18 protein-coding genes and 3 pseudogenes are annotated in these 25,572 nt (G+C 64.3%); 10 read left to right on the top strand and 11 right to left on the bottom strand.

Features of this window, described 5'->3' with window-relative positions:
* Positions 1-281: 281 nt before the first annotated feature.
* Positions 282-548, top strand: a complete 267-nt coding sequence (locus AC1DTW_RS18380) for a hypothetical protein (protein ID WP_477982761.1) — start codon at positions 282-284, stop codon at positions 546-548.
* A gap of 319 nt (positions 549-867) precedes the next feature.
* Here the strand turns inward: AC1DTW_RS18380 and AC1DTW_RS18375 are convergent, their stop codons facing one another.
* Entirely contained in the window at positions 868-1,425 is a 558-nt protein-coding gene (locus AC1DTW_RS18375) for a DUF1439 domain-containing protein (protein ID WP_477982760.1), read from the bottom strand.
* Positions 1,426-1,768: 343 nt separating this feature from the next.
* On the opposite strand from AC1DTW_RS18375, the gene AC1DTW_RS18370 reads away from it, so the two are divergent.
* Positions 1,769-6,592, top strand: coding sequence for an NAD-glutamate dehydrogenase (locus tag AC1DTW_RS18370; RefSeq protein WP_477982758.1), 4,824 nt, complete (start codon positions 1,769-1,771; stop codon positions 6,590-6,592).
* Here AC1DTW_RS18370 and AC1DTW_RS18365 read toward each other — a convergent pair.
* The 3 genes from AC1DTW_RS18365 to AC1DTW_RS18355 all read right to left on the bottom strand — a co-directional run bounded on the left by AC1DTW_RS18365 (position 6,585) and on the right by AC1DTW_RS18355 (position 10,029).
* Positions 6,585-8,309 (bottom strand): SagB/ThcOx family dehydrogenase, encoded by a 1,725-nt coding sequence (locus AC1DTW_RS18365; protein ID WP_477982757.1) that lies wholly within the window; start codon positions 8,307-8,309, stop codon positions 6,585-6,587. The genes AC1DTW_RS18370 and AC1DTW_RS18365 overlap by 8 nt on opposite strands.
* Positions 8,310-8,546: 237 nt before the next feature.
* On the bottom strand, positions 8,547-9,164 hold the full coding sequence (locus AC1DTW_RS18360; RefSeq protein ID WP_477982756.1) for a YdeI/OmpD-associated family protein: 618 nt from the start codon (positions 9,162-9,164) through the stop codon (positions 8,547-8,549).
* Positions 9,165-9,216: 52 nt separating this feature from the next.
* Entirely contained in the window at positions 9,217-10,029 is an 813-nt protein-coding gene (locus AC1DTW_RS18355; protein WP_477982755.1) for a hypothetical protein, read from the bottom strand.
* Between the two features lie 57 nt (positions 10,030-10,086).
* Here AC1DTW_RS18355 and pdxR point away from each other — a divergent pair, with 57 nt between their 5' ends.
* Positions 10,087-11,547: a MocR-like pyridoxine biosynthesis transcription factor PdxR gene (gene pdxR, locus AC1DTW_RS18350; RefSeq protein ID WP_477982754.1), complete on the top strand. Its 1,461-nt coding sequence runs from the start codon at positions 10,087-10,089 to the stop codon at positions 11,545-11,547.
* Between the two features lie 7 nt (positions 11,548-11,554).
* On the opposite strand, the gene AC1DTW_RS18345 is transcribed toward pdxR, so the two are convergent.
* The gene (locus AC1DTW_RS18345; RefSeq protein WP_477982753.1) at positions 11,555-11,995 is read right to left on the bottom strand and encodes a cupin domain-containing protein; all 441 of its coding nucleotides are present in this window, start codon (positions 11,993-11,995) and stop codon (positions 11,555-11,557) included.
* A gap of 758 nt (positions 11,996-12,753) precedes the next feature.
* Here AC1DTW_RS18345 and AC1DTW_RS18340 point away from each other — a divergent pair.
* Complete coding sequence (locus AC1DTW_RS18340) at positions 12,754-13,737, top strand: ABC transporter substrate-binding protein (protein ID WP_477982752.1); 984 nt, start codon at positions 12,754-12,756, stop codon at positions 13,735-13,737.
* 581 nt (positions 13,738-14,318) lie between these two features.
* On the opposite strand, the gene AC1DTW_RS18335 is transcribed toward AC1DTW_RS18340, so the two are convergent.
* Both AC1DTW_RS18335 and AC1DTW_RS18330 read right to left on the bottom strand, forming a co-directional pair.
* Complete coding sequence (locus AC1DTW_RS18335) at positions 14,319-14,636, bottom strand: NIPSNAP family protein (protein WP_477982751.1); 318 nt, start codon at positions 14,634-14,636, stop codon at positions 14,319-14,321.
* A 701-nt stretch (positions 14,637-15,337) separates the two neighbouring features.
* The gene (locus AC1DTW_RS18330) at positions 15,338-15,583 is read right to left on the bottom strand and encodes a LuxR C-terminal-related transcriptional regulator (protein ID WP_477982820.1); all 246 of its coding nucleotides are present in this window, start codon (positions 15,581-15,583) and stop codon (positions 15,338-15,340) included.
* A gap of 104 nt (positions 15,584-15,687) precedes the next feature.
* Between AC1DTW_RS18330 and AC1DTW_RS18325 the strand changes: the two are divergent.
* Both AC1DTW_RS18325 and AC1DTW_RS18320 read left to right on the top strand, forming a co-directional pair.
* A pseudogene (locus AC1DTW_RS18325) lies at positions 15,688-16,017 on the top strand (MMPL family transporter); the annotation flags it as partial.
* Between the two features lie 3 nt (positions 16,018-16,020).
* On the top strand, positions 16,021-16,431 hold the full coding sequence (locus AC1DTW_RS18320) for a 3-keto-5-aminohexanoate cleavage protein (protein ID WP_477982750.1): 411 nt from the start codon (positions 16,021-16,023) through the stop codon (positions 16,429-16,431).
* A gap of 38 nt (positions 16,432-16,469) precedes the next feature.
* Here AC1DTW_RS18320 and AC1DTW_RS18315 read toward each other — a convergent pair.
* Positions 16,470-16,874, bottom strand: a pseudogene (locus AC1DTW_RS18315) (hypothetical protein); the annotation flags it as partial.
* A gap of 47 nt (positions 16,875-16,921) precedes the next feature.
* Between AC1DTW_RS18315 and AC1DTW_RS18310 the strand changes: the two are divergent.
* On the top strand, positions 16,922-18,703 hold the full coding sequence (locus AC1DTW_RS18310) for an adenylate/guanylate cyclase domain-containing protein (protein ID WP_477982749.1): 1,782 nt from the start codon (positions 16,922-16,924) through the stop codon (positions 18,701-18,703).
* 356 nt (positions 18,704-19,059) lie between these two features.
* Here the strand turns inward: AC1DTW_RS18310 and AC1DTW_RS18305 are convergent, their stop codons facing one another.
* Positions 19,060-20,745, bottom strand: coding sequence for a GGDEF domain-containing protein (locus AC1DTW_RS18305; protein ID WP_477982748.1), 1,686 nt, complete (start codon positions 20,743-20,745; stop codon positions 19,060-19,062).
* A gap of 75 nt (positions 20,746-20,820) precedes the next feature.
* Here AC1DTW_RS18305 and AC1DTW_RS18300 point away from each other — a divergent pair.
* A pseudogene (locus AC1DTW_RS18300) lies at positions 20,821-21,018 on the top strand (integrase); the annotation flags it as partial.
* A 296-nt stretch (positions 21,019-21,314) separates the two neighbouring features.
* Here AC1DTW_RS18300 and AC1DTW_RS18295 read toward each other — a convergent pair.
* Both AC1DTW_RS18295 and AC1DTW_RS18290 read right to left on the bottom strand, forming a co-directional pair.
* Complete coding sequence (locus AC1DTW_RS18295; protein WP_477982747.1) at positions 21,315-22,223, bottom strand: ABC transporter substrate-binding protein; 909 nt, start codon at positions 22,221-22,223, stop codon at positions 21,315-21,317.
* Between the two features lie 90 nt (positions 22,224-22,313).
* The gene (locus AC1DTW_RS18290; RefSeq protein ID WP_477982746.1) at positions 22,314-22,523 is read right to left on the bottom strand and encodes a hypothetical protein; all 210 of its coding nucleotides are present in this window, start codon (positions 22,521-22,523) and stop codon (positions 22,314-22,316) included.
* Positions 22,524-23,097: 574 nt separating this feature from the next.
* Between AC1DTW_RS18290 and AC1DTW_RS18285 the strand changes: the two genes are divergently transcribed.
* Both AC1DTW_RS18285 and AC1DTW_RS18280 read left to right on the top strand, forming a co-directional pair.
* Entirely contained in the window at positions 23,098-24,648 is a 1,551-nt protein-coding gene (locus tag AC1DTW_RS18285; RefSeq protein ID WP_477982745.1) for a matrixin family metalloprotease, read from the top strand.
* A 28-nt stretch (positions 24,649-24,676) separates the two neighbouring features.
* Positions 24,677-25,333, top strand: a complete 657-nt coding sequence (locus AC1DTW_RS18280) for a HEAT repeat domain-containing protein (protein ID WP_477982744.1) — start codon at positions 24,677-24,679, stop codon at positions 25,331-25,333.
* The last annotated feature ends 239 nt before the right edge of the window (positions 25,334-25,572 follow it).

Below are 25,572 nucleotides of genomic sequence, written 5' to 3'. Positions count from 1 at the left end.
TTGGGGCAGCCGCAGGCCGGGCAGGTGAATCTGCATCCACGCCTGCGCTGCGTGGCTCCGCGCGACCCTGGCACCATCCTCAAGCCCCTGGGCCGCGGTGCGATGGCGCACGCTGCCGAACGCCTGTGCGCCCGCGAGGGCAATTCCGTGGCGACGATCATGCGACGAAAAGTGGCGCCGGCGTCCTTCACGGAGGCGCGACAAGCGAGAGGGAGGCCGGCAGAATCGGTTGCCGGGGTTCGATGACGCCCCGGCGTGATCGGCCCCCCGCGGAGGTGCAAATGGGCAAGCCTGAAGACGACACTCTGATCGACGCGCGTGCATTCGAGGCGCCTGCCCAAGATGCCGGGATGGCTGACGGCAGGACGATCTATCAGATACGGCATCGTCGCGACGCTCAACCCGACGACGCGCCCGACGAAGGCTGGAGCGGCTGGTTCGACTGCGCGAGCGAGGAAGAGTACGAGGCGACCCATCACTGCATCGCCGAGGGCCATCCCTACGAAATGCGCAGGGTGGCGCTCATGGCCGTCGATCACGCCGCCTGAGTCTTGCCAGGCCGTGCAGTGACCAAACCCCCTTGATTTATCTGGTGGCCTGGGGCGGAATCGAAAGACACGCCGCGTCTGGCTCCAGCACTTACTCACTTACTCTTACCAATTCGCCCTTCTTGCCGAGGTACACCGTCGGGCGCACCAGACCTTCGTGCCCATGCCAGAGATTGCTTCCCTTGAACAACTGAATAACCGCAATGGGCTGGAGATCGTGAGTTCAGGACGCGGCGGCCAAGCACGGCAGCCGCTGCACTTCCGGCATCGTGGTGAGTACCCAGATGACACCTCACAACATCGAGTCAGTCCCGCCCGGCTACTTCAGCTGGACCTTGATGCTGTCGTCGAGCACCGTGATGTCGCCGATCTCGTAGGTCTTGAGGCCGAAGCGCAGTTCCTCGGCCGTGAACGTACGAAGAACCTGGCCCTGCAGCAGTTCCTGCGCGACCAAGCCGCCGATCTGCTGCAGCCTTTCGGCGTCACCTCCCCTGACACCCTGCAGCTCCAGGCGCTCGGCTTTGGGTTGATCCAGACGCAGGGCGCGCATCACAGCGTCAAACCGCAGCGCGCTGCTGAGCGCCACCGTGCCACTGACCTGGCTTGCGCCCAGCAGCGGACTGGCGATCGACACACGGGCCGTTATCGCCGCGCGGTTAGTCGCCGCGCTCAGGGCGAGTTGCGGGTCGCTGAGTCCCACCGTCACGATCTGGGCGTAGCGCTGTGAGAGGGGAAATCGAGCCGCGATCATGGCCTGCAGTTCGGAGCGCGTGGCGGTGAATTCGCTCTCCCAGAAATTGAACCCAGCCCACGCGCGCCAGGGCAGCGCGGCGCCGAGCGCGGTCAGGCACAGGTGGCGGCGGGAACAGTGGAGCATGTGGGCAATGGCATGACAATCGCAACCTGCCATTTTGCGTGTGACCTCCAACTTGCGCTGTCGGACCCTCTGCGGACATACGTTGTTCGGCATCGAGCTCCGCAAAGCGAACGGTGAACACGCCGGCGGCATGCATGGCCGCTCGGCGAGCTCTTGCCCTCGATGCACCAACGAGCACAGGCGATGCGACGTGGCGGGCGTAACCTTCGGTACGTCGGCGCGTGGCCATGGCAGACCCGCGAATGCGCCACTGCGCCCGGCAACTCGACGCAAACGAAGCGGCAGTTCACCACCGGCCTGCAAGCTGAAGTTTGAACCAGTCGAAAGATATAAGGAGACAAGCATGCTGACGCAAACAAACCAGACCGGCCTGCGGGCCGAGCGCATGGACGAAGTCGTCAAGCTGGTGCGCGCCAAGGTCACTCCCGACCAGCGCGAGGCGCTGGCGGCCTTCGTGCAGACGTATTTCGGCCAGGTCGACCCCGAGGAACTGGCCGAGCGGCAGGTGGCCGACCTGTACGGTGCGGCGGTGTCGCACTGGAGCTTTGCCCGCAAGCGCGAACCCGGCCATGCGCGGGTGCGGGTGTTCAACCCGACGATCGCCGAACACGGCTGGCAGTCGACCCACACCGTGATCGAGATCGTCAACGACGACATGCCCTTCCTCGTCGACTCGGTGACGATGGAGGTCAACCGCCACGGGCTCACGCTGCACCTGATCATCCATCCGCTGGTGGCGGTGACGCGCGATGCCGACGGTGCGCTGCAGGGTCTGGCCGATGACGGCGCTGGCCCGCATGAATCGTTCATCCACGCCGAAGTCGACCGCGTGCCCGAGCCGTCCGGGCTCGAAGCACTCGCCGCCGACGTGACCCGTGTGCTTGGCGACGTGCGCTCGGCGGTGAGCGACTGGGGCGCGATGCGCCAGCGCATGCTCGACATCATCGATGAGCAGCAACGGCACCCGCCGCCGCTCCCGGCCGAAGAGTTGGCCGAAGGCCAGGCCTTTCTGCGCTGGCTGAACGACAACAACTTCACCTTCCTCGGCTACCGCCGCCACGAGCTGGCGCTCGTCGACGGGCAGGACGCGTTGAACGTCGTTCCCGACTCGAACCTGGGCATCCTGCGCGAGGTGGCGGCGCTTGATGCGGTCACCGCCTTTGCCGCGCTGCCGCCCGAGGTGCGCGCGCGGCTGCGCCGGCCCGAGCTGCTTGTGGTGACGAAGTCGACCGCGCGCTCCACTGTGCACCGGCCGGGCTACCTCGACTACGTCGCCGTCAAGCGCTTCGGCGCCGATGGCGCGGTCTGCGGCGAAGACCGCTTCCTGGGCCTGTTCACGTCCAGCGCGTACAGCGCCAGCCCGGCCGACATCCCGTTGCTGCGGCGCAAGGTGGCCGACGTGGTCGCGCGCGCCGGCCTGACGCCCGGCAGCCACGCCGGCAAGGCCTTGATCAACATCCTCGAGAACTATCCGCGCGACGAGCTGTTCCAGACCAGCGGCGACGACCTGCTGCAAACCGCGGTGGGCATCCTGCACCTGGGCGAGCGCCAGCGGTTCCGTCTGTTCGTGCGGCGCGACCCGTTCGAGCGCTTCGTGTCCTGCCTGATCTATGCGCCGCGCGAGCACTACACGACCGAACTGCGTCAGAAGTGGCAGGCGATCCTGGTGCAGGCCTTCAATGGCAGCGCTTCGGAATTCAACGTGCACCTGTCCGAATCGATGCTGGCGCGGATCCAGATCACGGTGCGCACCCAGCCAGGGCAGATCCCGGCGTTCGACGCACGCGAGCTCGAAGCGCGCCTGATCTCGGCGGCGCGGCGCTGGGACGACGACCTGAAGACGGCGCTGATCGAAGCATCGGGCGAGGCCCGCGGCATCCAGCTGCTGCGCCAGTTCGGCGGCGCTTTCCCAGCCGGCTACCGCGAGGAGTTCGCGGCCCGCGCCGCGGTACCCGACGTCGAGCTGATGACCCGGCTCAGCGAAGCCGAACCGGTGGGCATGAGCTTGTACCGTCCGCTCGAGGCACCGCCCGGCAACCTGCGCTTCAAGCTGCTGCGCCGGGGCGAGCCGCTGACCTTGTCGGCCAGCCTGCCGATGCTCGAGCACATGGGCATGAAGGTGCTCGACGAGCACCCGCACCGCATCGCGCCGCAAGACTCGGCGCCGATCTGGATCCACGACTTCGGGCTGATGTCCAGTCTCGGCGATGCTGAGGTCGAGGTCGACGCGCTGCACGAGGTGTTCGAGAACTCGTTCGCCGCGGTGCTGCGCGGCGCCGTCGAGGACGACGACTTCAACCGCCTCGTCGTCGCGGCGCGCCTGCCGGCCGAGCAGATCGTGGTGCTGCGTGCCTACGCGAAGTACATGCGGCAGATCGGCTTTGCGCTGTCGCAGGCGTTCATCGAGGCGACCCTGGCGGCGCACGCCGACATCGCCGCCCAACTCGCCCTGCTCTTCGAGCTGCGGTTCGACCCGGCCGGCGGCACCGATACCGATGCCCGCGCCGCGGCGCAGGTGGCGGCGATCGAGGCCGCGCTCGAGCAGGTCGAGAACCTGTCGGAGGACCGCGTGCTGCGCCAGTACCTGGCGCTGATGCTTGCCACGACGCGGACGAATTTCTGGTGCCGCGACGCCGCCGGCCGGCGGCGCGGCTTCCTGTCGTTCAAGTTCGATTCGTCCAAGGTGCCGGGCCTGCCCGCGCCGAAGCCGATGTTCGAGATCTTCGTCTACTCGACCCGCTTCGAAGGGGTGCACCTGCGCGGCGGCAAGGTGGCACGCGGCGGCCTGCGCTGGTCGGACCGCCCGGAAGATTTCCGCACCGAGGTGCTGGGCCTGGTGAAGGCGCAGATGGTGAAGAACACGGTCATCGTGCCGGTCGGCTCGAAGGGCGGCTTCGTGCTGAAGAAGGCGCCGCCGGCCAGCGATCGCGAGGCCTTCATGAAGGAGGGCGTGGCCTGCTACCAGGACTACCTGCGCGGCCTGCTGGACATCACCGACAACCGCGTCGGCGACAAGATCGTGCCGCCGCCGCAGGTCAGGCGCTATGACGCGGACGACCCTTATCTTGTCGTCGCCGCCGACAAGGGCACGGCAACCTTCTCCGACTACGCCAACGGCATCAGCAAGGAGTTCGGCTTCTGGCTCGGCGATGCGTTCGCCTCGGGCGGCTCGGTGGGCTACGACCACAAGGCCATGGGCATCACCGCGCGCGGCGCCTGGGAGTCCGTCAAGCGCCACTTTCGCGAGATGGGGGTCGACACACAGACGAGCGCCTTCACGGTGGCCGGGATCGGCGACATGTCGGGCGACGTGTTCGGCAACGGCATGCTGTTGTCGCGCCACATCCACCTGTTGGCGGCATTCGACCATCGCCACATCTTTCTGGACCCGCAGCCCGATGCCGAGGCGGCGTTGGTCGAACGCGAGCGCCTGTTCGGGCTGCCGCGATCGTCATGGGCCGACTACGACGCCAGGCTGATCTCGGCCGGTGGCGGCGTGCACTCGCGCGCCGCCAAGTCGATCCAGATCACGCCCGAAGTCAAGCAGGCACTGGGCATCGGCGTCGATTCGATGACACCGACCGAACTGGTCAACGCCATCCTCAAGGCGCCGCTGGACCTGATCTACAACGGCGGCATCGGCACCTACGTGAAGGCCACGGGCGAAAGCCATGCGCAGGTCGGCGACCGCGCCAACGACGCGCTGCGGGTCAGCGGCAGCGAGCTGCGCTGCAAGGTGTTCGCCGAAGGTGGGAACCTGGGCTGCACCCAGCTGGGCCGCATCGAGTACGCGCTCGCGGGGGGGCGCATCAACACGGATGCGATCGACAACTCGGCCGGGGTCGACACCTCGGACCACGAAGTCAATATCAAGATCCTGCTCGGTCTGGCCGTCAGCGAGGGCGAGCTCACCGACAAGCAGCGCAACGCGTTGCTGCCGGGAATGACCGACGATGTCGCCGCCTTGGTGCTGCGAGACAACGTCTTCCAGACCCAGGTGCTGTCGGTCACGGGCCGCATGGCGCCACAGCTGATGGACGCACAGGCGCGCTTCATGCAGTACCTTGAAAAGGCCGACCGGCTCAACCGCGCGATCGAGTTCCTGCCGTCGAACGAGGAGATCGCCGACCGGCGCGGCAAGGGACAGGGCCTAACCAGCCCCGAGCGCGCAGTGCTGCTCGCCTACAGCAAGATCTGGCTCTACGACGAGTTGCTCGGCTCGACCTTGCCCGACGACCCGTGGGTGTCGAGCGCGCTGGAGCGCTACTTCCCGCCGCTGCTGCCGGATCGGTTCAGCAGCTACATGCAGCGCCACCCGCTCAAGCGCGAGATCATCGCCACGCATGTCACCAACAGCATGATCAACCGGGTCGGCAGCACCTTCGTGCACCGGTTGCTCGAAACCACCGGCGCACGCGCCTTCGAGATCGTGCGCGCGTACCTGTTGAGCCGGGAGATCTTCGGCATGGTGAGCTTGTGGCAGGCGATCGAGTCGCTCGACAACAAGGTGGCCGACGAGATGCAGGCGCGGATGCTGATCGACACCAGCCGCCAGCTCGAACGCGGCACCAAGTGGTTCCTGCGCTCGCGCCGGCTCGTCGACGACATGGGGGTCACGATCGAGCACTTCACGTCGAACGTCACCACGCTCGCCGCACGCCTGCCGCAGCTGCTCGACGCCGACGAACGTGCACGCGTCGAGGCCGCGGCGGCCCACTACGTGGCGGGCGGCGTGCCGCGAGAATTGGCCGAACGGGTGGTGACCTTCGGCACGCTGTACGCAACGCTCGACATCGCCGAGATCGCCGGCAGCGCACGTTGGCCGGTGGAACGGGTGGCGGCGATCTATTTCGATCTCGCGAATCGCCTGGGCATGCCGTGGCTGCGCGACAAGATCACCGCGCTGCCCGGCGATCAGCACTGGCAGATGCTCGCCAAGGGGGCGATGCTAGACGACCTGTGGGGCCTGCAACGTTCGATCACCGGCGCGGTGCTGGCCGGTGGCGGTGACGCCGACGCGCCGGGCGCGCTGGTCGAGGCCTGGCAAGTCAGCAATGGCCGCACCATCGAACGGGCAAGGCAGCTGCTCGGCGAGTTGCGCGCGGTGCCGGCACCGGATGCGGCGATGCTGTCGGTGGCGCTGCGGGAGTTGCGCGGCCTCACGTAGTCCCGTACGGCGGCAGCGTGGTCAGGCGCGGGTCGTCGACCGGGCCACCGACAGTGAAGTGATAGAGCGATTGGAAGGCGAGGTCCTCAATCCCGAACACCCGATGCACCGGGTCGTCGAAGAAGCAGCCGATGCCTGTGGCGCGCAAGCCGGCTGCTTCGGCTTCGAGATACAAGACCTGCCCGATCAGGCCCGCTTCCCAGAACAGGCGTCGATAAAACCAGGCCCCATGCGTGAACAGCGCGTCCTGGTACTCGGCGATCATCGCGAGCGCGAAGGCGCCCTCGCCTGCGATGTCCTGATGGCAACTGAGCTGCGTCGCGAGCCGCTTCGCGTCGCCGGCCTCGAGCAGACACAGCGGCAGATCGACCGGGCAGCCCGGCGGGGTCGACCAGGCGAACCGCGCGTGCATGGCACGCTTCAGGCGATCAATCTCGACCGGGTCGCGAACGAGGAGGTACAGCCCCGACGCGATGCCGTCGACCCGATGAACGAACATCCCGAGGTGGATCGTCGGATCCCAGGGCATCGTGTCCCAGGGCATTGGGCGCCGGTTCGCCGGCCGCTCGACGCCCGGCATCAGGCGCGTGAGCATCCGGTAGAAGCGCTCGGCGGCAATCGATGTCCGGCCGTCGCAGGCCAGCAGGCTTCGGCGCTGCAGAATGATCTGGCCGGCCAGCGGGCCGTCGGCGCACGCGGGGCCCGGGCTCTCGACGACCGGCGCTTCGAGCCGGTCGGCCTCGTGCGCCGGGTCGGCCGGTTTGCGTGCAGCGACGGCGACCGCGTCGATGACCTCCCAGGGCACCGACTCGTCGCGACTGAGCCGGTTGGCGGTGCCATGCCAGCGTTGCCGGGTCATGCGCCGTGCAATTGCTGGATCGAGCGACTGCGCCATCCCGCGCCCGGCGCGGGCCGGCCCGTCTGCGGCGGGCGCGGATGGCCAGACCGCCAGCACGACATCGGGATGCTCGCGCTCGGCGCCGACGAAGTCCTCGGCCCGGTTCAAGCCGAGCAGGTCGTCGATCGTCTCGTCGGCCAGGCCATGCAGGAGACTCGCGCTCCAGCCCAGGGTCGCGGCGGCGATCCGCAGCGCGCCGATCGCGTGTCCCGCATCGTGCTGGCAATAGCGGAATGCGCGCTCGCCGTACTTCCACGCCTCACGCCAATGGATCGACGAGAGCCCGACCAGGAAGGACTGTGCCGGAAACTCGCGCATCAGCGCCGCGAACAGCGCTGCGCTGCAGTCCGCACGCCGTTCGAGGCCGTGCTCGCGCGGCGCGTAGTGGTACAGGCCCGGGGCGTCGTCCAGCCCGGGCAGCGCATCGATCAGCAGGTAGCCCTCGGTCGGATGCAGATTGCCGCTCGACGGATTGCAGCGCAGCGCCCAGCGCGTGCCGCCGGCCTGCTTCCAGGCGGAAATGGCCAGCGCGTACTGAAACAGCCGCGACAGTGCGGCTATCGTGACGGGCGCACTCGGCACCGAACCGCGACGGTAGAGGTCGTCGTAGCGCGGCGAGAGCGGCGCGTCGTGCACGCCGAGCCGGGGCAGGTGAATGAGCCGCGCGCCTTCGTAGCGGCGGAACGGATTCGGCTGGTTCGCCCAATCGAGCCCGCCCGGCCCGGGCGCATAACGGTTGAAGTCGTGCTTGGTGCGCTCGTGATAGCGCATCACCGTTTCGATCGTGTCGGTGTCGTGGAGGCAATCGACGTTTGACATGCAGAAGTGCCCAGCGCGCCTTGGCGTGGAGGGCCATTCTTGCCCTCTCCATTGCCACTGTGCCGATGCTGGCCATTGATTGATCTTCGGTCGCAGCCGGTTCACATTCAGCGCCAGGAGCCGTGCCCGATGCCCGCCGTGCGCGAAGCCGTCGTCGACGGCTTGTTTCTACCCCGCTGCGCTGCGCGCGCAGATCGTCGACTGCCTCGCCGGCGTCGGCGCTGCCGACGCATGGGTTCATGACGCACGTTGTGCTTCAAGTGCTGTCATTGCCTTGCGAAGCTGGGCGGCACGGGCCGCTGCGTTGCGTGCTGTGAGAAGCTTCAAGATCAACTCATATTGCCGCGTCTTGCCTAGCGCATCAAACTCCTGTGCTGCTTGCCGGCTCGCCGCAAGGGCGGCGGCAAGATCAGGTGGAATCGTGGCATTTCGCTGGGACTCGTAGGCAGCGACCCACCGCCCGTCGGCCTTGGCAGCGGCGACCTCGGCCAAGCCAGACGGTCGCATTCTGCCGGCCAGGACCAGCACCGCAACCTTGCGTACGTTGACTTGGGACCAGCGGCTGTTGCGCCGCCGGGGCACGTACTTCTGGAGGTAGTAAACCTCATCGAGTGGCTTGCGCTGACCGGATATCCAACCAAAACAAAGACCAACGTCAACCGCCCCGTCGCTGGTCAGGGACGGAAGACCCGACCTCTTCTTCGCGATCTTCAACCACACACCCGCATGCAACCCGACATGTTTGGCCAGCCAAGCCTCGAACTCTGAGGCGTCGCGGAAGGCGATCACCGCAACACGGTCAACAACAGGATTGCTCAAAGGGGGCACCTTCTTGTCAGCGAGTGTCGCGTTCACCTCAATGCTGCGCCTTGTTTAAGGATGTCAAGATTGTGTGGATTGCTCCAACTCACCCGCCGTCGCTGACGGCCGCAAGATAGCGATCGAAAGACGCGTCGACCGACGATCGAGCAGCGCCCAAAATGTTGCGGCCCCAGTTGTAGCCGTACGCGTCGTCGTAGTCGAACGGGGCCAGACGTGCGCGCATCGAACGCACCTCGGCCGGCCGCATCGGCATGAAGTTCGGGTAGCTGTACATGAAGCTCACGCTGCGCCGGTCGGACGCCACCTGCGGCGAGTCACCAACGAAGAGCGCACCGCGTCCGCGCGGGCCGCTTGCCCAGTGCAACGCCGTACTGCCAGGGAAGTGACCTCCGGTCCGAATCAGCGTCACGTCTTCGCCGAGAGAGAGGCTGTCCCCCTGCCAATGTTCAACGCACCGCGCGGGCCGTTGCACCCAAGCCTTGTCGGCGGCGTGCACCAGGACGGGCACGCCGCCCAGCGCATCGCTCCATTGCACCATCGAGGCGTAAAAGTGCGGGTGTGAGATCACGATGCGATCGACTCCACCCTGCTCGCGCAAGAGTGCCACGGCCTCATCCGTGACGAGGCTCAGGCACTCCCACAGAATGTTGCCCGCCCGCGTGTTGAGCAGCAACGCGCGCTGCGGGATGCCGAACTCGCCCGCCATCGCCATCGCGACCAGTCCGGCATCCTCACCCAAGCGCAAGGCGTGGCTCTCGATGAGCGCCTCATGCGTCGTCCAGCGTTGGCCATTCCAGCCCACGTATTGCCTCTCGTCCTCGCACACGGGGCAATTCGTCGGCGGGTGCGCGCTGGGGGCGAACTGGGTACCGCAAGTCTCACAGATGTAGCTGGCCATGGCTTCCTACTTTAGAGACAATCTGGATTGGCGAAAGGGACAGTTCAGGGCAAATCGATGGAACCAGTTCTACCGTTCGAATTGACGCTGGCAGGCGTCCGTGCCGGCGGCTTGACGAAGGCCCTGCATCGTCATCTGCGGGCCGCGATCATCGAGCGCCGCCTGCCCGATCGCTTCGTGCTGCCCTCGACGCGGCGGTTGGCGGACCATCTTGGTGTCGGCCGCAACACGGTGATCGCTGCCTACGATCTGCTCGTGTCGGAAGGGTACGCCCTTGCGCGTCCAGGCACGCGCCTCGTCGTCATCGGACCGGCCGACGCAGGGCCGCGCAAGGCGCTGCGCGGAGGAGTTGCCCAAGCATCGCGAGAGACCGATCTGCGCATTGCCAAATCCTGGCGGCAACCCGCGGAACGCCTCACCCACAGGATCCCGATACCGGCGCGGTGCTTTCGGACCGGCGTGCCGGAAGATCGACATTTCGACCATGACGTCTGGCGGCGTTTGACCGCGAGGGCCTTGCGCGAAAGTGCACGATTGCCTTTCAACTACGGCCCTTCCGCAGGCCTTCCGGTTCTGCGCGAGGCGATCGCTGGCCACGTTGCCTTCGTGCGCGCGGTGGTCTGCGGGCCTGATGACCTGATCGTCACGTCGGGAGCGCAGCAGGCGTTCGACGTGCTGGCAAGGCTGCTCGTCACGCCGGGTCGAACCCGCGTAGCCGTCGAGGATCCGGGCTATCCGCCGACGCGCGCGGCCTTCACGGCCGCTGGCGCCCTCTTGGTGCCCGTGCCGGTAGACGATCAAGGCCTGCGTGTGGATCGCGTGCCGAACGGCGTGAAAGTGATCTGCGTGACGCCTTCACATCAATCACCGACTGGCGCAGTGATGTCGGCCGCGCGCCGTGCTGAACTGTTGATACGCGCCCGCGCGCTCGGCGCGGTGGTGGTCGAGGACGACTATGACGGCGAGTTCCTGTTCGACGCCCACCCTCAAGATGCCCTTCAGACCCTGGACTGTGACGAGAGGGTCTTCTATGTCGGGACCTTCTCCAAGAGCCTGTTTCCGTCCCTACGCAAGGGCTTCTTGGTGGCGCCGGCTTGGGCACGCGAGGCACTGACCGACGTCAAGCGGAGTACCGATTCGCACAGCGACGGCCTCACGCAAGTCGCTCTCGCGGCCTTCATCGCCGAGGGGCACCTGGCGCGCCACATCCGCCGAATGCGGCCGATTTATGCACAACGCCGGCAGGCCTTGGTGCGGGGCATCGAGCAGCGCTTGGGGCAATGGCTGCAGGTGCTGCCTGGCAATGCGGGGCTGCACTTGAGCGCGCGCATTCACAAGGGTTCATCCACCGGAATCGTATTGCGGACCGCGCTCGACCATTTACCTGGGGCACTGCCGCTCTCGGCATACGCGATTGCCAAAGCGCGCATGCACGGCCTGTGCATCGGGTACGGATGCGTGGAGGTCGATCAGATCGCCCGTGCGGTCCGCGGGATGGGCCGAGCGCTGGACGCCTAGCGATATTTCAGGCGATCAGGTCAGGGATGTCCAGTTCATGCTTCTGGCAGTAGCGCTCGAGTTCCTTTCGCTGCGTGAGCGCGTTAGCGGTGGAGCGAACGCTGCCGTCCGCTGCCAGGAACTCGACCGTGCCCCTCACGACCACCAGAGCGACCGGTGTTTCATCGTCGATGACGCGCCACCAGTCCACATTGCCGGCGGGTTCGTAGACGTAGTCGCCAGGACCGATCACCTCTCCGGTGCAGAGCTGCCGCGAGCCGCTGACGTTGTACGCATGGATTTCGCCGCTATGTCGGTGCAAAGGCATGGCGACTCCTGGCTCCATGCGCAGGAGTTCTACGAAGCCCCTCGTTGTTGGGCAGGGCACGCAGAGTCTCCGCGCCGATCTCGCTCTGCCGGACCACTGTCCCTCGGCGGGACGCCACCATTTCCAGCTCTCCAGGATCATCTTCGAGGCTCGCTCAACGTCAGGTTTGGGGCGCCAGACATGGGCGAGCGTATGTCTCCAGTGGGTCGAGACGAACCATTCACCTGCTCAGGTCGGGAGCCGGCAAGCTGCCATCAATTTTGAGGATGCAGTTTCCTGCCGTTCGTGGCGGGCAGGGCCCGGCCGTTCACGTCCGAGGAGCTGAGCTTCGGTCGCAAGACCTACGAAATCGGCGACATCACGGTGCTCGACGACAGCGTCAAGGTGCAGCTGAAGTAGCGGGCCGGGACTGATCCGCCGTTGTGAAGCGTCATGCAAGACCAGCAACGACGTCGGGATTGCAGCGGTTGCTGTCGGTGACGCGGCATCTTGAAGTCACGGTCTCGGCCACACCGCGGTCATCCAGATGCCGGCCACCTGTTGAGCCCGCTGGCTGGTTTGAAGGTGCAACGGTTGTGCGAGCGCCGGCAGTCACGATCGGCAAGCCAGTCAGTCGAACGACTGCTGGTCACGGCGACGAACTCACGGATCCGACCCAATGTCGTCCGACGCCGTCACGAAATCAGCGCCCGACAGCCGACGCTCGCAGGTCGGCTAAGTACCCGCAAAGTGCGCGCCGTTCCTAACATGCGCTTTACCAAAGGGTCGCGTGCCACGGCGATTTCGCAGAATTTCAAAAGCCAATCGAGATGCAGATCCGCACGCCCCCATCCGGTCAAGGATGGAAGCCGACCCGGGTGCACAATCGTCAGACAATAGATTGCCCACGAGGTGACCGGATGATTGCGCGACGAAGCGTTTCGCTGGCCGGGGGACTCGGTTTGATCCTGGCGGGCATGCGCGGTCGTGCCGAGGCAGAGAATGGTCTTCGTCGGGTCGGCGTGCAGGGTATAACGGAAGCGGCGGGGGTGCCATTCTTTGCTGCGCTGAAGCAGGGTATGGGTGAACTCGGCTGGCAAGAGGGAAGGGACATCGAGTATCGATTCGCCTATACCGACGGCGTTGCGGCCCGCAATGACGCTTTGATCGCCGAGTTGATCGCGCAGAGCGTCCATGTGCTCGTGGTCCTCGGCACGGACGGTACGCGCGCCGCGCAGCGAGCAACGAAGACGATACCAATCGTCATGTTGGAAGTCCCGAATCCTGTAAGCGGCGGCCTTGTCCAAAGCCTGGCCAGGCCTGGCGCGAACATCACCGGTCTTGCGAGCCAATACGATGATGTTTGGGTCAAACAAATCGAGATCCTGCATGGGATTGCTCCGGGCGCAAAGCGCATCGCGTTTCTTCTCAACGAAACGAATGCGGGAAGCTTTGCAAGATGGACCGAAGCGCAGCGGGCCTGCGCCGCGTTGAATCTGGTTCCTGTTCGCGTTGTCGCCAATGCGCCAGACCAATTTGCCGCGGCGGTCGAGCAAATTGTCCGGCAGCAATCGCAGGCAGTCGCAGTCCAGTCAGATGGAATGTTTACTTCCGAGGGCTCGCGGCTGCTGCAGTTCATGCAGACAATCGGCTTGCCTGTGGCGTACCCGTACCGCGGATTCGTCGATGCGGGCGGGTTGTTTAGCTTCGGTACCGATGTGGCTGCGGAGTACCGCTACGCAGCGAAATTCGTTGACAAAATCCTCAAAGGTGCAAAGCCCGCCGACCTTCCAGTCGAACGGCCGACGAAGTTCGAGCTGGTGATCAACCTCAAGACTGCCAAGGCACTAGGACTGACCATTCCTCAATCAATCCTGCTGCGGGCGGACGAGGTGATTCAATAGCGCACCAGTGCATTGATAAGTATTGCCAAATGCGCAACTCCGATAGCTGACCGTTTCGACCGACTCCTTGTGGCCGGGTGTGTGAGACCACGAACGGCCGCTTCGTAGAAGTAAAACAAGAGAAGCGATGGCTCGCCGTCTGGCTGCTTTGGAGCAACCCGGCTGGCAGGTTTGGGCACCGTGAGTTCGATGATCTGACAAGCGGTCATTCGATCGGCAGCCATCTGCAACGTCAAGTTCCGAGGGGGACCTGGCGTTGGCAGCGAACGAAGTCAACGTCACCCGCGAGGGCCTTGTGTCCGGGCGCTCCACAAGCGGCACCTCACTGCGGGACTCCCCTCCAGGGCTTGCAATGCGGCCCGGGCGTGCGAAGCGCTGACAGCCGGACCGGGACAAATTGCACTGGCGATAAGCGGCGGCTTAAGAGTCGGCCTCAGTCGCCGCGATCAACTTTCTGCACTATGAGCCATTGGATGGGACCGTGCTCGATGCGCATGGACCCGCTCGGCAAGGGCACGGCACGGCTGCTGCGCGACTTGGCGGCGGCGGGTGCCGAGGTCGGTCGCTGTGATGCTTTGACATCAGCCGGGCAGCGCCAGTTCGCGCGCCAGGTTGCTTCGCACCCAGGTGATCTGGCCCGCCGCGACGTTGCGAGCCTGCCAGCGGCGGAATTTCGGATCGGCGGACAATGGGTCGACTACTTTGGCGTATTCGACCGCGTTCTCGAACTGCACGACGAGCACGTAGTTACCGAGCTCTCCGGCGGTGACGGTCCACAGCCTCGGGCTCGGTGCACCATGCTTGCGCCAAAGCGCGGCCCCTTCCTCCATCGCCTTCATCACTGCAGCCATGTCGGCGCCGGGGTTGGGTCTGAAGACATAGCGGGCTTCGTATGCCATGTGCGCCTCCTGTGCGGTGGAACGACAAGTGGACCATTGAAGCACCGGTGTCCACCGAGTGCAATCGACTTCATCAGGGGTGCCGCGTGCGCCACGATGCGTTCGCTGTCGCCAAGAACGCTTCACTTCCGCGCGCCCAGCAACGAGAGCGGCGACCCGAAGCACGAGCCTCGTCGATACCACCCTACCCTCTCAGGCGATGATCCCAACTTGGTAAAGGCGCGCACTCAGTGCTGCCATGGGCAGTCAGCAGCATGGTCACGACCCGCCGTGTGCGCAGCATCTCAGCGCGCTTGAGTTCGTCCCTATGCGCCTGGTTCAAGCCGCATCGGCCGGTGAGCGTCAGATTCCAAGGTCAACCGGCCACCGCCGGCGAAATCCGCCATCAGCAGCTTTCGGCAGTAGCCGTCATTCGGCAGGCCAAAGTCGAACGGCTGCAGCCAGTCTAGAGCCGAAGTACAACTAGCTAGCGGTCATCGGCCGGCTGCTGTGCGGCCTACCGCGCCTTCAGAATTTGCTCCTTCCCGCCCGCAGCCACTGACCCCGCACGATGCTTCATGCACAGACGGCACGAAACACGGCAGGCGTCTTGATGTTGCCGACGAGGACCCGATGATCGCCGGCGGACGGGCCAGCGCAGAGCCGCTCGGAGTCGGTCGGCTCACGACTCGCCCACGCAGGATCTTGGCGTTCTTGCCGCGTCAAATCAGCCCATACTCGGTCGCCAAGTGCGCTGCTGCCTTGCGGTTCGCTACGCCGAGCTTGGTGTTCAGACGCTGGAACCTCGAGTCGACCGAACCGGTCGACAGTCCAAGAAGACGGGCTATCGTCTTGGTCGTGTTGCCGAGCGATTCATGGTTCAGCAGCACGAGGTCCATCGATGTGATGCCCGTGGCCGCGACCAGGTCGTCACGCAGGCGCTGAAGCCACCACTCATGCAATTCCATGGCCACGCCTCGGGCAACGACCTTGAGGTGACGTAGCCCTCATCGTCAAAATAGCCGGCCCTCGACGAACCCAGACACAGAACCCCTGTCCGCGACAGCCCCCCGTCGACTACGCGCTGTACATCCTGTCTGTCACGCTCGCGCAGCTACGGCTGGGCAAGTCGCTGTCGGAGGCCTACTTCCACGCCCTGAGCTTCACGGGCAAGGTGGTGATGTTGACCGACCTGACTCTGGCCATCGGAGTTGTCACGTGGGTCGCCAGCCCGATCAAGTTCCAGGCCGACATGGGCATCCTGCTCGCATTCATGTTCCTTTGAAACATGCTGGGCGCGCTGGTACTCCTGCCTGCACTGGCGTGCTTCCTCCTGCCCACCGGGGCGCCGGCTCGCGAACCCGGCGTACAAGGCGTGCCTCTTCCGGACGCATCCCGATGACTCGTGCAACCCGTCGCAAACCATAAGCCAGCACCCCATGAACAAGCGAACTCCCATCATCATTTCCTGCGCCCTTACTGGGGCGGGCGACACCCGGCCGAAGAACCCCGGGGGGGCCCCGTCACCCCGCGCGAGATCGCGGATCAGGCCATCGATGCCGCGCGCGTCGGGGCGTCCATCGTTCACATCCACGTGCGCGATCCGGAGTCCGGCAAGCCCTCGACCAAGTTCGCGTACTACGACGAAGTCGTGCAGCGGATCCGGGATTCGCGCTGCGACGTCCTGATCAATTTGACGACCGGACCGGGCACGATGCTGACGGTGCCCACGGATGCGCCATTCCGGGTTGCGCCGATCGCGAACGCCGAACTGATGACGCCGCAAGAGCGCGTGGCCACATCCAGGTCCTTCTGATCCGAGGAAGCATGCAGAACGAGGACTCCCTGGCCGGTGAACTCGCGCTCCTTCTCGAAAGGAGTACTCGTCCATGTTGTGATGCCAGCGGTGTGATCGGGAATGCCGTTCTTGAAGGTCGTCACGCCGGCCGTCCATGCCGGGTGCGGATAGGTCCACGAGGTGGCATCCCGGTCGACGCCAGGCGCGACCTCTGAGAGAGAGCCGTCGTTGATGGAGCTCGCTGTGCCGCTCTTCGTCGAGGCCAGGTAGAACGCTGCAGCCTGCGTCTTCGCCGGCGGCCATTGGTCGGCCTGGCCGTACGTTCCCCGACGGCGACCCAGAGCGGAACTGACCAGCGGCGGGTTGGCTGCCCGCAAGCAGACAGTTGGCCTGAAGGTCGTGCGTCCGGGCTTGCCGAAGCAGATATCCGCTCGCGCCGCCCCGGCCTTCCCGCGGCACATTGTTGCGCCAAGGGGCGCGCGTCGTCCGGCTATGCGCACAATAGGGCATGGAGCCCGGTGAACTCCTCCCCCGACTGGTGGCCATACTGGCGGCCGATGCGGTGAACTATTCGCGGTTGATGGCCGGCGACGATCAGGCCACGATCCGCGCTCTCGATACGGCCCGCGAGGTGTTTCGGCGTTGTACAGCCTTACACGGAGGGCGGGTGGTCGACACCGCGGGCGACTCCGTACTCGCGGTCTTCAACACAGCGATGGGCGCGACGTCCGCGGCTCTCGCCATCCAATCGGACCTGAATGCGAAAGCGGAGCAGGCAATCGCAGAGCGGCAGCTTTGGTTCCGGATCGGCCTACACCTGGGTGACGTGGTGGAAAAGCCGGACGGCTCGATCTACGGTGACGGAGTGAACATTGCTGCTCGCCTACAGACGATCGCAGCGCCCGGCGCTGTTGTCGCATCCGAATCCCTCCGCTTGGCGGTTCGGGGAACCCTGCGCGCGGCTTTCGAACCTTTGGGGGAGCAGCACCTCAAGAATGTGGAAGAGCCTGTCACAGCCCACCGCGTGGCGACTGGCAGTGCGTCGGAGCCTCGACGGGCCGCTGCCCCTTCTTCGCCGACTGCATCCCTCCTCTCGATCTTGGTGCTGCCGTTCGTCAACCACACTGGGCTCGAGTCGAAGCGCTATATCGCGGACGCCCTGACGACGAGCATCACCTCCGACCTCACGCGTCTAAGAGACGTGTTCGTGGTTCCGGCCGCGACGGCATTCACCTACAAGCACCGACCCTTGACGCTGCCTTCCGTAGGACGCGAGGCCGGCGTGCGCTTCGTTCTCCAAGGCAGTGTGATGTCGAGCGGACGGCGTTTGAGGGTCGCTGCCCAGTTGGCAGACACGAGAACGGATTCTCAGCTCTGGAACGAAACCTTCGAGGGCGATCTGAAGAACTTGTTCGCGCTTCTGGATCAGGTCACGGCCAGAGTCGGCAACAGCATCGCCCCACTGATGGTGATCGCCGCGGCTCCTGCAAGTGATTGTCAGGTCACCGATGCTGCGGTCGGGGACCTTCTTCTTCGAGCGCGCGCGTTGGGAATTCAGACTCAATCGCTCGAACGCTTTGCGGAAATCGAAGCGATCTACCGCCAGGTACTCCAGAGAGACAGCGCCAATCTGTCTGCCATGGCGGGCCTAGCAGCGGTCCTCGCCGTCCATGCAGATTGGTTGGAGTACACGGACCCGGCCCAGACTCAAAAGCTCACAGAAGCACGAGACTTTGCCCTCGCCGTCAAGGCCGTCGATCCTAGGAACGACCGCGTGCACGTCGCGATCGCTTTGTATGCCCAGCATGTCAACGACTTCGGAGCGGCCAGAAACGCTTGGGAGGCGCCGTTGCGTATGAACCCAAAGAGCCCGGGTGCTTACCTCAACCTTGCGGTGTTCCACTTGTACATGGGCGAGCCGGCTCGGGCAATTCCCCTGTTAGAGAGGTCATTGGACTTGGATCCGAAAGGGAGTGCCCATCTGTTTGCCGCGCTGGGTGCGGCAAACTTCGCCCTTGGCGAGAACGACGCTGCCATCGACTGGCTCCTGAAGGCTCTCGATTTGAACTTCGAGAACCTAGACATCTTCTCGAACCTGGCCATGGCGTACGCCAACACAGGCGATGTTGCGAAGTCAGGGACGTTTGCCGAACAGTATCGGAGGCGGGCCGAGGTCGCGGGGGTTGGGGGCCCACGGATCAACAAGCCGAGGCCGAACAGCCCTGCCGCCTACGTCTCGTTCTTCTACGACAAGCTATTGCCCGATTGGGAACGAGCGGGCTTGCCTTGAGCGCTCGGCGAAGTCGCAAGGCGAGACGCCCGGTAGCGGACGGTCGCGAACGCCGGCTCATAGCCGACCGCTGTCTTAGCCGGGTGCCTGCTTCAAGCCTTCGCCGATGTCGCTCGTCATCGTTCTGAAGCGCCACTACCTCCAGACACATCACGCCGGTCGCGAGTCGCACGCCATCCAGAACGCACTGGCACCGCCGCTACTTCGCTACTTCTGGCACCGCAGGAGACCACCATGCCCATCCGCGTAGCCTAGCAAAGGCAGTCTTCGCTGAACATTGCGATGGCAAACGCCACGGTGCTTGTGGACTGAGCGCTTGCGATCTATCGCGCTATCGCGTGCACTTTCCGAGTGAACTATCCAAGACCATGAGCAACCGGCCCGACCACTTGGTTTCGCCCACGCCTTTTGGCTTCATACAGGCGCTGGTCGACCATTGCCAGAATTCCCGAATCGCCGTCGCCCGCCTCGTCAAATTGCGCAATGCCGATACTCACGGTGACCCGAAGGTCGGGATGTATGGTCGACCAGTCCGCTGTCTCGACGGCCAGACGCATTCGCTCGCAGGCATCCACCGCTTGCTCGGCGTCAAGCCCATGCAGAATGACAGCAAACTCTTCGCCACCGTAGCGCGTGACGATGTCGCCCGCACGTGCGTTCTGCGTCAACAGACCGGCCAGTCGACGCAACACTTCATCGCCAACAAGGTGCGAGAAGTGGTCGTTGACCCGCTTGAAGTGATCCACGTCGAGCAATGCGATGCAGCAACGCTGTCGGTTTCGGCGGTCGGCCGTGACAGAGCGCAGTTCCTTGTCGAACCTCCGGCGGTTCCCGATACCGGTCAAGCCATCCTCGTAAGCGGTTCGCATCGACTGCTCAGCTTCGAGGGCCAAATCCTTGTTGTTGCTTTCGAGCCTATTCGCGCGAGCCTTCTCCGCCTCGGCAGACGCTCTGGCCTGGTCTACCTCCTCCCGGATGGACATCGCCGCGGCATGGACGCGGGAGGACTCGGCCGAGAAGCGCTCAAAGCTCCGAAAGTAGCGCCGATGCCAGGCGAGTGCGGGCTTGAAGTCACCCAGCGCTTCGAACAGTTCGCACAGGGCCAAGCAGCAGTCCGCAGCCTGTCGCTCGTCCCCCGTGGATTCGAAGACGACCAACGCCTCCTCAATGAGCGATTTCGATCGTTGATGTTTGCGCTCCAGCAACTCCAGGTCCCCGAGCTTCTTGAGGGCGAGTGCGCGATACAGCGACCGCTGTTCCCCCAAGGACAGGAGCATGTCTTCGAGTTTTCGGCGCGCCGCCGCGAGATCGCGGGACTCGATCAGCGCGCCGGCCTGAAGATATCGGCCGAGGTGCACTCCATGAATGCATCCGGCCGCTTGGGACTGTTCCTCTGAGTCCGCGGCGTGCAGCATTGCCCGGGGCAAGAGCGTTGCATCGACAACGCCGCCACTGGCGCATTCCTCTCGGGCAATTTGGTGTTGCATGAGGCAGAGGCAACAAAGCCCGCGGTTGGCCAACGCCAGCAACTCGGGGTCTCCAGCCTCTTGCGCCATGGCCAGCATCTTCTGGTAGGTCTGCGAGGCCGCTTCCAGGGTGCCGAGTGCTATCTGCGCCTCTCCCAGCGGAGACAGCGCTCGCGCCAACGTGTCTGGGTCAGTGCCCGCCAGGCGGACCGCTGCATAGCTTTCGGCCATCGCCTCGGCGGTGAGACCAAGGCGGCCGAGTATCTTGGCGTGTCCGGTGCGCGCCCTCGCCTGCCGACGGATGTCTCCGATGTCCTCGGCGCACTGAAGGGCGCAAAGGACGTAGCGAAGCGCTTCGTCGAACGAGGCCTGGTTTCGCTCAAGTTGCGCGAGCAGAAGAAATAGGTCGATCCGAGACGCGATCGGCAGCGCGTCGCTTCGCACCAGCAGTGCTGTGCCAGCATGCTTTGCTTCCGCCACCCGGTTGGCCAAGTAGAGTCGTCTGATCTCTTCCAGAGTCAGGGGCACCTGAGCCGGGTCTGCAAGCGCGCTAGAACTCTCTCGAAATTTCTGCATGGTGAAGTACCAGTCGGCAGGTCGCGCCCGACCTGAAGGTACTTTTTCACACGGCATTCGCACACGTGTTCGTTCGAGGAACTTGGTCTTGACCCGGCAGACTACGGGACACACTCGATGCGGCGGACCAAGGCGACGTTGATCTACCGGCGCACGAAGAACCTGCGTGCCGTCCAGTTGCTGCTTGGCCACTCCAAGTTGGAGTCGACCGTGCGCCACCTCGGCATCGAGGTAGACGACGCCCTGGAGATCTCGGAGCAAACTGAGATCTGATCGCCGGGGCGGGCCGTCCGGCCGTTGGGCAGAGGCGCCTCTCCGGACGGCCCGACCTTCTGGCGAAGGTACCGCGCCTGCATGTCCACGCGTCCGATCGGGTGGTCGGGCCACCATGTCGACGGGCGGCTTCCTGGTGCGGCCACGTATTCACAGTCCCGGCCATCTGCTGACATTGGAGCTCTGCGAACGTATGGCACTGATCCCGGACATTGGAGATCGATGCCAAAGTGGCAGCATGAAGCTGACGTCCGATCCAATAAGCATCTTCAGGTACTCCTGTAACCGTGCGCGAATCACTCGATCACCCTAGTCGCCTGCACCAGCAGCGAATTCGGGAGCGTCACGCCGATGGCACGAGCCGTGCGTTGGTTGAGCACCAACTCATAGACATTCGCCTGCTCGACGGGGATGTTGGCCGGATCTGCTCCCTTGAGGATGCGGTCGACTAGCCCAGCCGAGCGACGAAACAAGGCGAAGTAGTCCGTGCTATAGCTCATGAGCTGGCCGGCATCAGCGAAAAGAGTGGCGAAGGCGCAAGTCGCTGAGCGGTATTTCAACGCCAGAGATTCGAGTTGCTGCAGCCTTGGGCCCTGAATGAACCAGGCGTTCGCGACCATAAGAAACCAATGAACGCCTTGCTTGGCCATGTTCTCAAACGCCAATTCGAGTTCCTCGGGCGTATCGACCCTGAACTGAAGCAACCCGATCCCTAACGTCTCTGCGGCCGTGGAATATTGCGATAGCGCAATTTGCGTCCCGGGCTGACCTTCCTGATACACGAGCACGCCCACCTTCCTCAGACTCGGGATCGCCTCCTTGAGTAGTGCCAGGCGCTTTGACGAGAGTTCGTACGTTTGGATTGAAAATCCCGTGGCTCTGATGCCCGGGTGTGCGAGAGACCTCACCAAACCGCTGCCCACTGGATCGTTGCCAACTGCAAAGACGATCGGCGGTGGATCGGCAGATCGCGCTGCGGCCATCGATGCGACGTCGGTAGCAGAGAAGAAAACATCGGGCTTGAACACCAGCAGCTCGGTTGTGAGCGTCCGAATTCGAGCGGCCTCTCCATCGGAATAGCGGACATCGACGATCAGGTTTCGACCCTCAACCCAACCAAGTTCACTCAAACCCTCGTAGAGCGCGTCCAAGTACGGCTTTGACCCCGCCTGCGGAAGGATGGTCAGTACAGCAATGCGACGCATCGGGCCATCCGCCCGAACGTACGGCACTGCGCATGCACTCACACATGCGGCGAGCAATAGTCTTCGAGTTGGGCATGTCATTCGACCACCTCATTCGCAGGCAGCAGCAATGATTGTGGGATCGTCAGTGGATCGTTTGGCTGTCTGCACCAGGACGAAGTCTCGCACGAAGCCCACGTTGCGCGGTTGTTCTAACTGCCCAGTGGTGAGCACCTGGCTGCATTGGCGGCTTTGATCGCAGAGGCCCGAACGGCAGTTGAGGGTCGGCAGTGCCAGTTCGATGCCTTGACCAGCAGACATACAGTTGGCCCTTGATGCCGCCCGGCATCGCGGGGCAACGAACGACAGCTTTGGAGAAGTCGTCACCACGCTCAGTCAACGAGCTACGTCGGCCGTACTTTCGAACCGGTCGTTGGCGACGCGATTTTCTTGATGGGCGAGCGACCGCAAATGGCCGTCCGGAGCCGACCATCGGACAGCTCCAGTGGCACCTCACCGCCGTGTCGCCGACATTCGACGACCGATGACCGCTCTGGTATGAGCACCAGCCAGTGAGACCTGGCGGCCCGGCGCGAGTCGACCCACAGGCGACCGTCAGGCGGCCAGTTCCGTCGCCGCGAAGCAGACAATCCATCCAACTTGCTTCAGCATCGTGCGAGTGCGCACGCTGGCCCGCTGGAGCCAAGCCTCGTTGTCCACAACATTGCGGGTGAACTCGAAGGTGCTGGAGCCTGAGAATGATCTCAATCCCGCGTCGGCGAACTGGCTCCCGCAGTCTGTCCTGAAGTCAGTCCATCATGCGGGATGTTCTTCCCGAATGTGCCCACACTAGCGCTAAGCGGGGCACTCGACCTTTTTTGACAGGGGCGTACGAGTGGCAACAATCGCCGAGCTATCCCAACCGGTTCCGCAGCGACCGCTCAACCGCTACAGCCCACTCGACAACGAGCCTCAAGAGATTGTCAGATTGGCCACTGCGAACGCGAGGTTGATTGCCAAGACGTTGGGCATTTCGGCTCAGCTGGCGGAGAGGATCGTCACGGCCCGACAGACCCTTGCGCTGGACAAGTACACCGATCTGTTCGCGATAGAGGGCGCCGTGCGAGCCGATGTCGAACGCATTCGCCGCCGCAGCCTGCTCGAAGGAGACACCCTCGCCGTGATCACCGACGTTTCGCCAGCAGGCGGGAGGATCATGAGCCACCGGCCCTTCACGCTCCGGATGGATTTCGCTTCAGTCCCCGGCGCACCGCCGGTGCTCGCACGTGTGGCGGTCGAATGGGCCGGAAAGCCATTCGTGATCGAGCAAAAGATCACCCGTGCGAACCAGAATGCGGGATACGTTGACCTGCGGTTCGACCGGGCCCACACGCTTCCACCGGGCCCGGCCGTGTTCCGTGCGGCACTGTCGACGCGACATGGCGCGCAGGCGGAGTTCCGGGTTACCTGCGTTGTCTTGCCGTCAAATCCGTTCACTGTGTCCCTGTCGCCGGCCGGCAGTTTCGTGACGGGTTCCTTCAGCGCCCGGGGTGTTCGCAACGGCAACGCCTTTGATACCGGCATCGGCGTCACGTTGATCAACGGCGACGCCACCGCGGTCGGCGTGTCTTCCCAATTCACATGGAAGTTCTGGGACGGGGGAATCGGTGGCTCACTCGTCGAGCAGGGGACCGGGTCGTTCGGCGGATCCATTTCCGTTCCGGCGTTCGGTACTTGGGGAGGTTCAATCGGCTTTCACTCGCCTCAAGGCAGCGGCGTGTTCAGCAAGTTCGACGGACGCGAGGACATGACGATCGAGATCATCATGGTCAAGGCTCCGAATGTCCCCGTATCTGGATCGATCACGGCTCGGACGATGTTCCAGTTCGGCGTAAACGTGACTCAGGTCGCCTTTGAAGACTTCGTGGACCAGGAGAACGTCGATTTGAATGCCGCCGCAGCGGTCACACGCACGATCTACGAGCGCCGCGACCTGACGTTCAGCATTGACAACCGTGGCATCGAACAGGCGCGCGTCGGCGGCTTTGAGTCGATCACCTCGGAGGGCGAGGCGCGTGATCTTTGGGAGCAATGGTCTGGGCCGAACACCAACAACAACATCGATGCCTTCGTTGTGAACCAGCTCTTGCTGGATGGCCAATACGATGGACTGGATGGAGACATTCCTGGGCCGACTTCTCACGGTGGACGCAGCAGCGGCACGGTGCAAAACAAGTCCGGCTATGTCGACGCCGGCGGTGCGCGACGGCTGCACGTGGAGTATCTGGGCATGCTCATGGCACATGAGCTGGGCCACTATCTCGGCCTACAGCACACCAACGATGCAGGCAACCTGATGTTGCCCAGCAGCGGAACGACCGACACGGTCCTGTCGTACGACCAGTACCGAACGATGATCCGACACGGTTGGGTCTCGATCGGCTGACCCAATTCGCTCAAGAGGCACGACTGACATGGTTACCAAACGCAAGACTGTCCCGGGAGACCCGTTTCGGTTGAATGAGCCCGTCGCCAGCGTCGCGGGAGGGAACCGACGAACATCGGTCGCCCAGCGGGGTGATCTGTTCGCCAACATCCGTGCCCGCGAGCGTTTGCAGCGCGTGTTGTTGCGCCATGACCCCGACGGTGCAGCGCCGAAGTTGAGCGCGCGCGACATGGGCCTGTTGCGACAGATCGCCACGGAGGGCGCTCTAGCGAATCACGCGCCGATGATTCGAAGCAGCGCGATCGCGCTGTTGGGCACCGCACCGACGCCGGAGAACCTCGAGCTGCTGGCGGAGCTTGCACTCGCAGGCGAAGACTTCTATGCGCGAAGTCATGCACTCCTTGCGCTCGGCGCGACTGGCCTAAAGGTCGTGGCACCGCTGTTGCGAGACGCGTTGAGCGCGCAGGAGCCAACCGAGCGACAGGCGGCCGAAGCAGGCCTGAGGGTTCTGGCTCGCCGCGTCGGCGTGGCGACTCTTCGCGTATTGCGTGAGAACGAGAGTGATTCCCTGATGCAGAACAACCTCGACCGAGTCCTTCGGTCGCTCAGCGAGAAGCCCGCGAAAAAGGTGGCGAAGAGTCAGACCGCGCGCGCTGACAGGTTGGCCCCAACGGAAAAATCCTGATCCCTCAGACACTGGTCTCGTGCAGTGCCGGCAGGGCGACCTGCCAACTCGGGTGAGCTGCCGCGAAGCTGCCTGCCGCCAATGGCTGCAGTTGGCCGCGACTTGCCGGACATCGGTCTCCTCGGAGGGTCAGCTCACCGGCGCATCGCCGACGTTCGAACCTTAACGACGGCTGTGCGATGTGAAGCGTGCGCGCGCCGATGTGAGCGCCATACCCGGACGCGACCCACAGTTGACCT

It is taken from the genome of Rhizobacter sp. P5_A1 (assembly GCF_056400745.1).
This window is presented reverse-complemented; position numbering and strand designations above follow the sequence as displayed.

Bases quoted from the DNA above. Each gene is read 5' to 3' on its own strand.
- AC1DTW_RS18295 (WP_477982747.1), bottom strand. From the start codon at position 22,223: ATGCGTCGCATTGCTGTACTGACCATCCTTCCGCAGGCGGGGTCAAAG.
- AC1DTW_RS18365 (WP_477982757.1), bottom strand. From the start codon at position 8,309: ATGTCAAACGTCGATTGCCTCCACGACACCGACACGATCGAAACGGTG.
- AC1DTW_RS18280 (WP_477982744.1), top strand. From the start codon at position 24,677: ATGGTTACCAAACGCAAGACTGTCCCGGGAGACCCGTTTCGGTTGAAT.
- AC1DTW_RS18310 (WP_477982749.1), top strand. From the start codon at position 16,922: ATGGAGCCCGGTGAACTCCTCCCCCGACTGGTGGCCATACTGGCGGCC.
- AC1DTW_RS18305 (WP_477982748.1), bottom strand. From the start codon at position 20,745: ATGCAGAAATTTCGAGAGAGTTCTAGCGCGCTTGCAGACCCGGCTCAG.
- AC1DTW_RS18335 (WP_477982751.1), bottom strand. From the start codon at position 14,636: ATGGCATACGAAGCCCGCTATGTCTTCAGACCCAACCCCGGCGCCGAC.
- AC1DTW_RS18330 (WP_477982820.1), bottom strand. From the start codon at position 15,583: ATGGAATTGCATGAGTGGTGGCTTCAGCGCCTGCGTGACGACCTGGTC.
- pdxR (WP_477982754.1), top strand. From the start codon at position 10,087: ATGGAACCAGTTCTACCGTTCGAATTGACGCTGGCAGGCGTCCGTGCC.
- AC1DTW_RS18340 (WP_477982752.1), top strand. From the start codon at position 12,754: ATGATTGCGCGACGAAGCGTTTCGCTGGCCGGGGGACTCGGTTTGATC.
- AC1DTW_RS18355 (WP_477982755.1), bottom strand. From the start codon at position 10,029: ATGGCCAGCTACATCTGTGAGACTTGCGGTACCCAGTTCGCCCCCAGC.
- AC1DTW_RS18375 (WP_477982760.1), bottom strand. From the start codon at position 1,425: ATGCTCCACTGTTCCCGCCGCCACCTGTGCCTGACCGCGCTCGGCGCC.
- AC1DTW_RS18345 (WP_477982753.1), bottom strand. From the start codon at position 11,995: ATGATCCTGGAGAGCTGGAAATGGTGGCGTCCCGCCGAGGGACAGTGG.
- AC1DTW_RS18370 (WP_477982758.1), top strand. From the start codon at position 1,769: ATGCTGACGCAAACAAACCAGACCGGCCTGCGGGCCGAGCGCATGGAC.
- AC1DTW_RS18380 (WP_477982761.1), top strand. From the start codon at position 282: ATGGGCAAGCCTGAAGACGACACTCTGATCGACGCGCGTGCATTCGAG.
- AC1DTW_RS18290 (WP_477982746.1), bottom strand. From the start codon at position 22,523: ATGTCTGCTGGTCAAGGCATCGAACTGGCACTGCCGACCCTCAACTGC.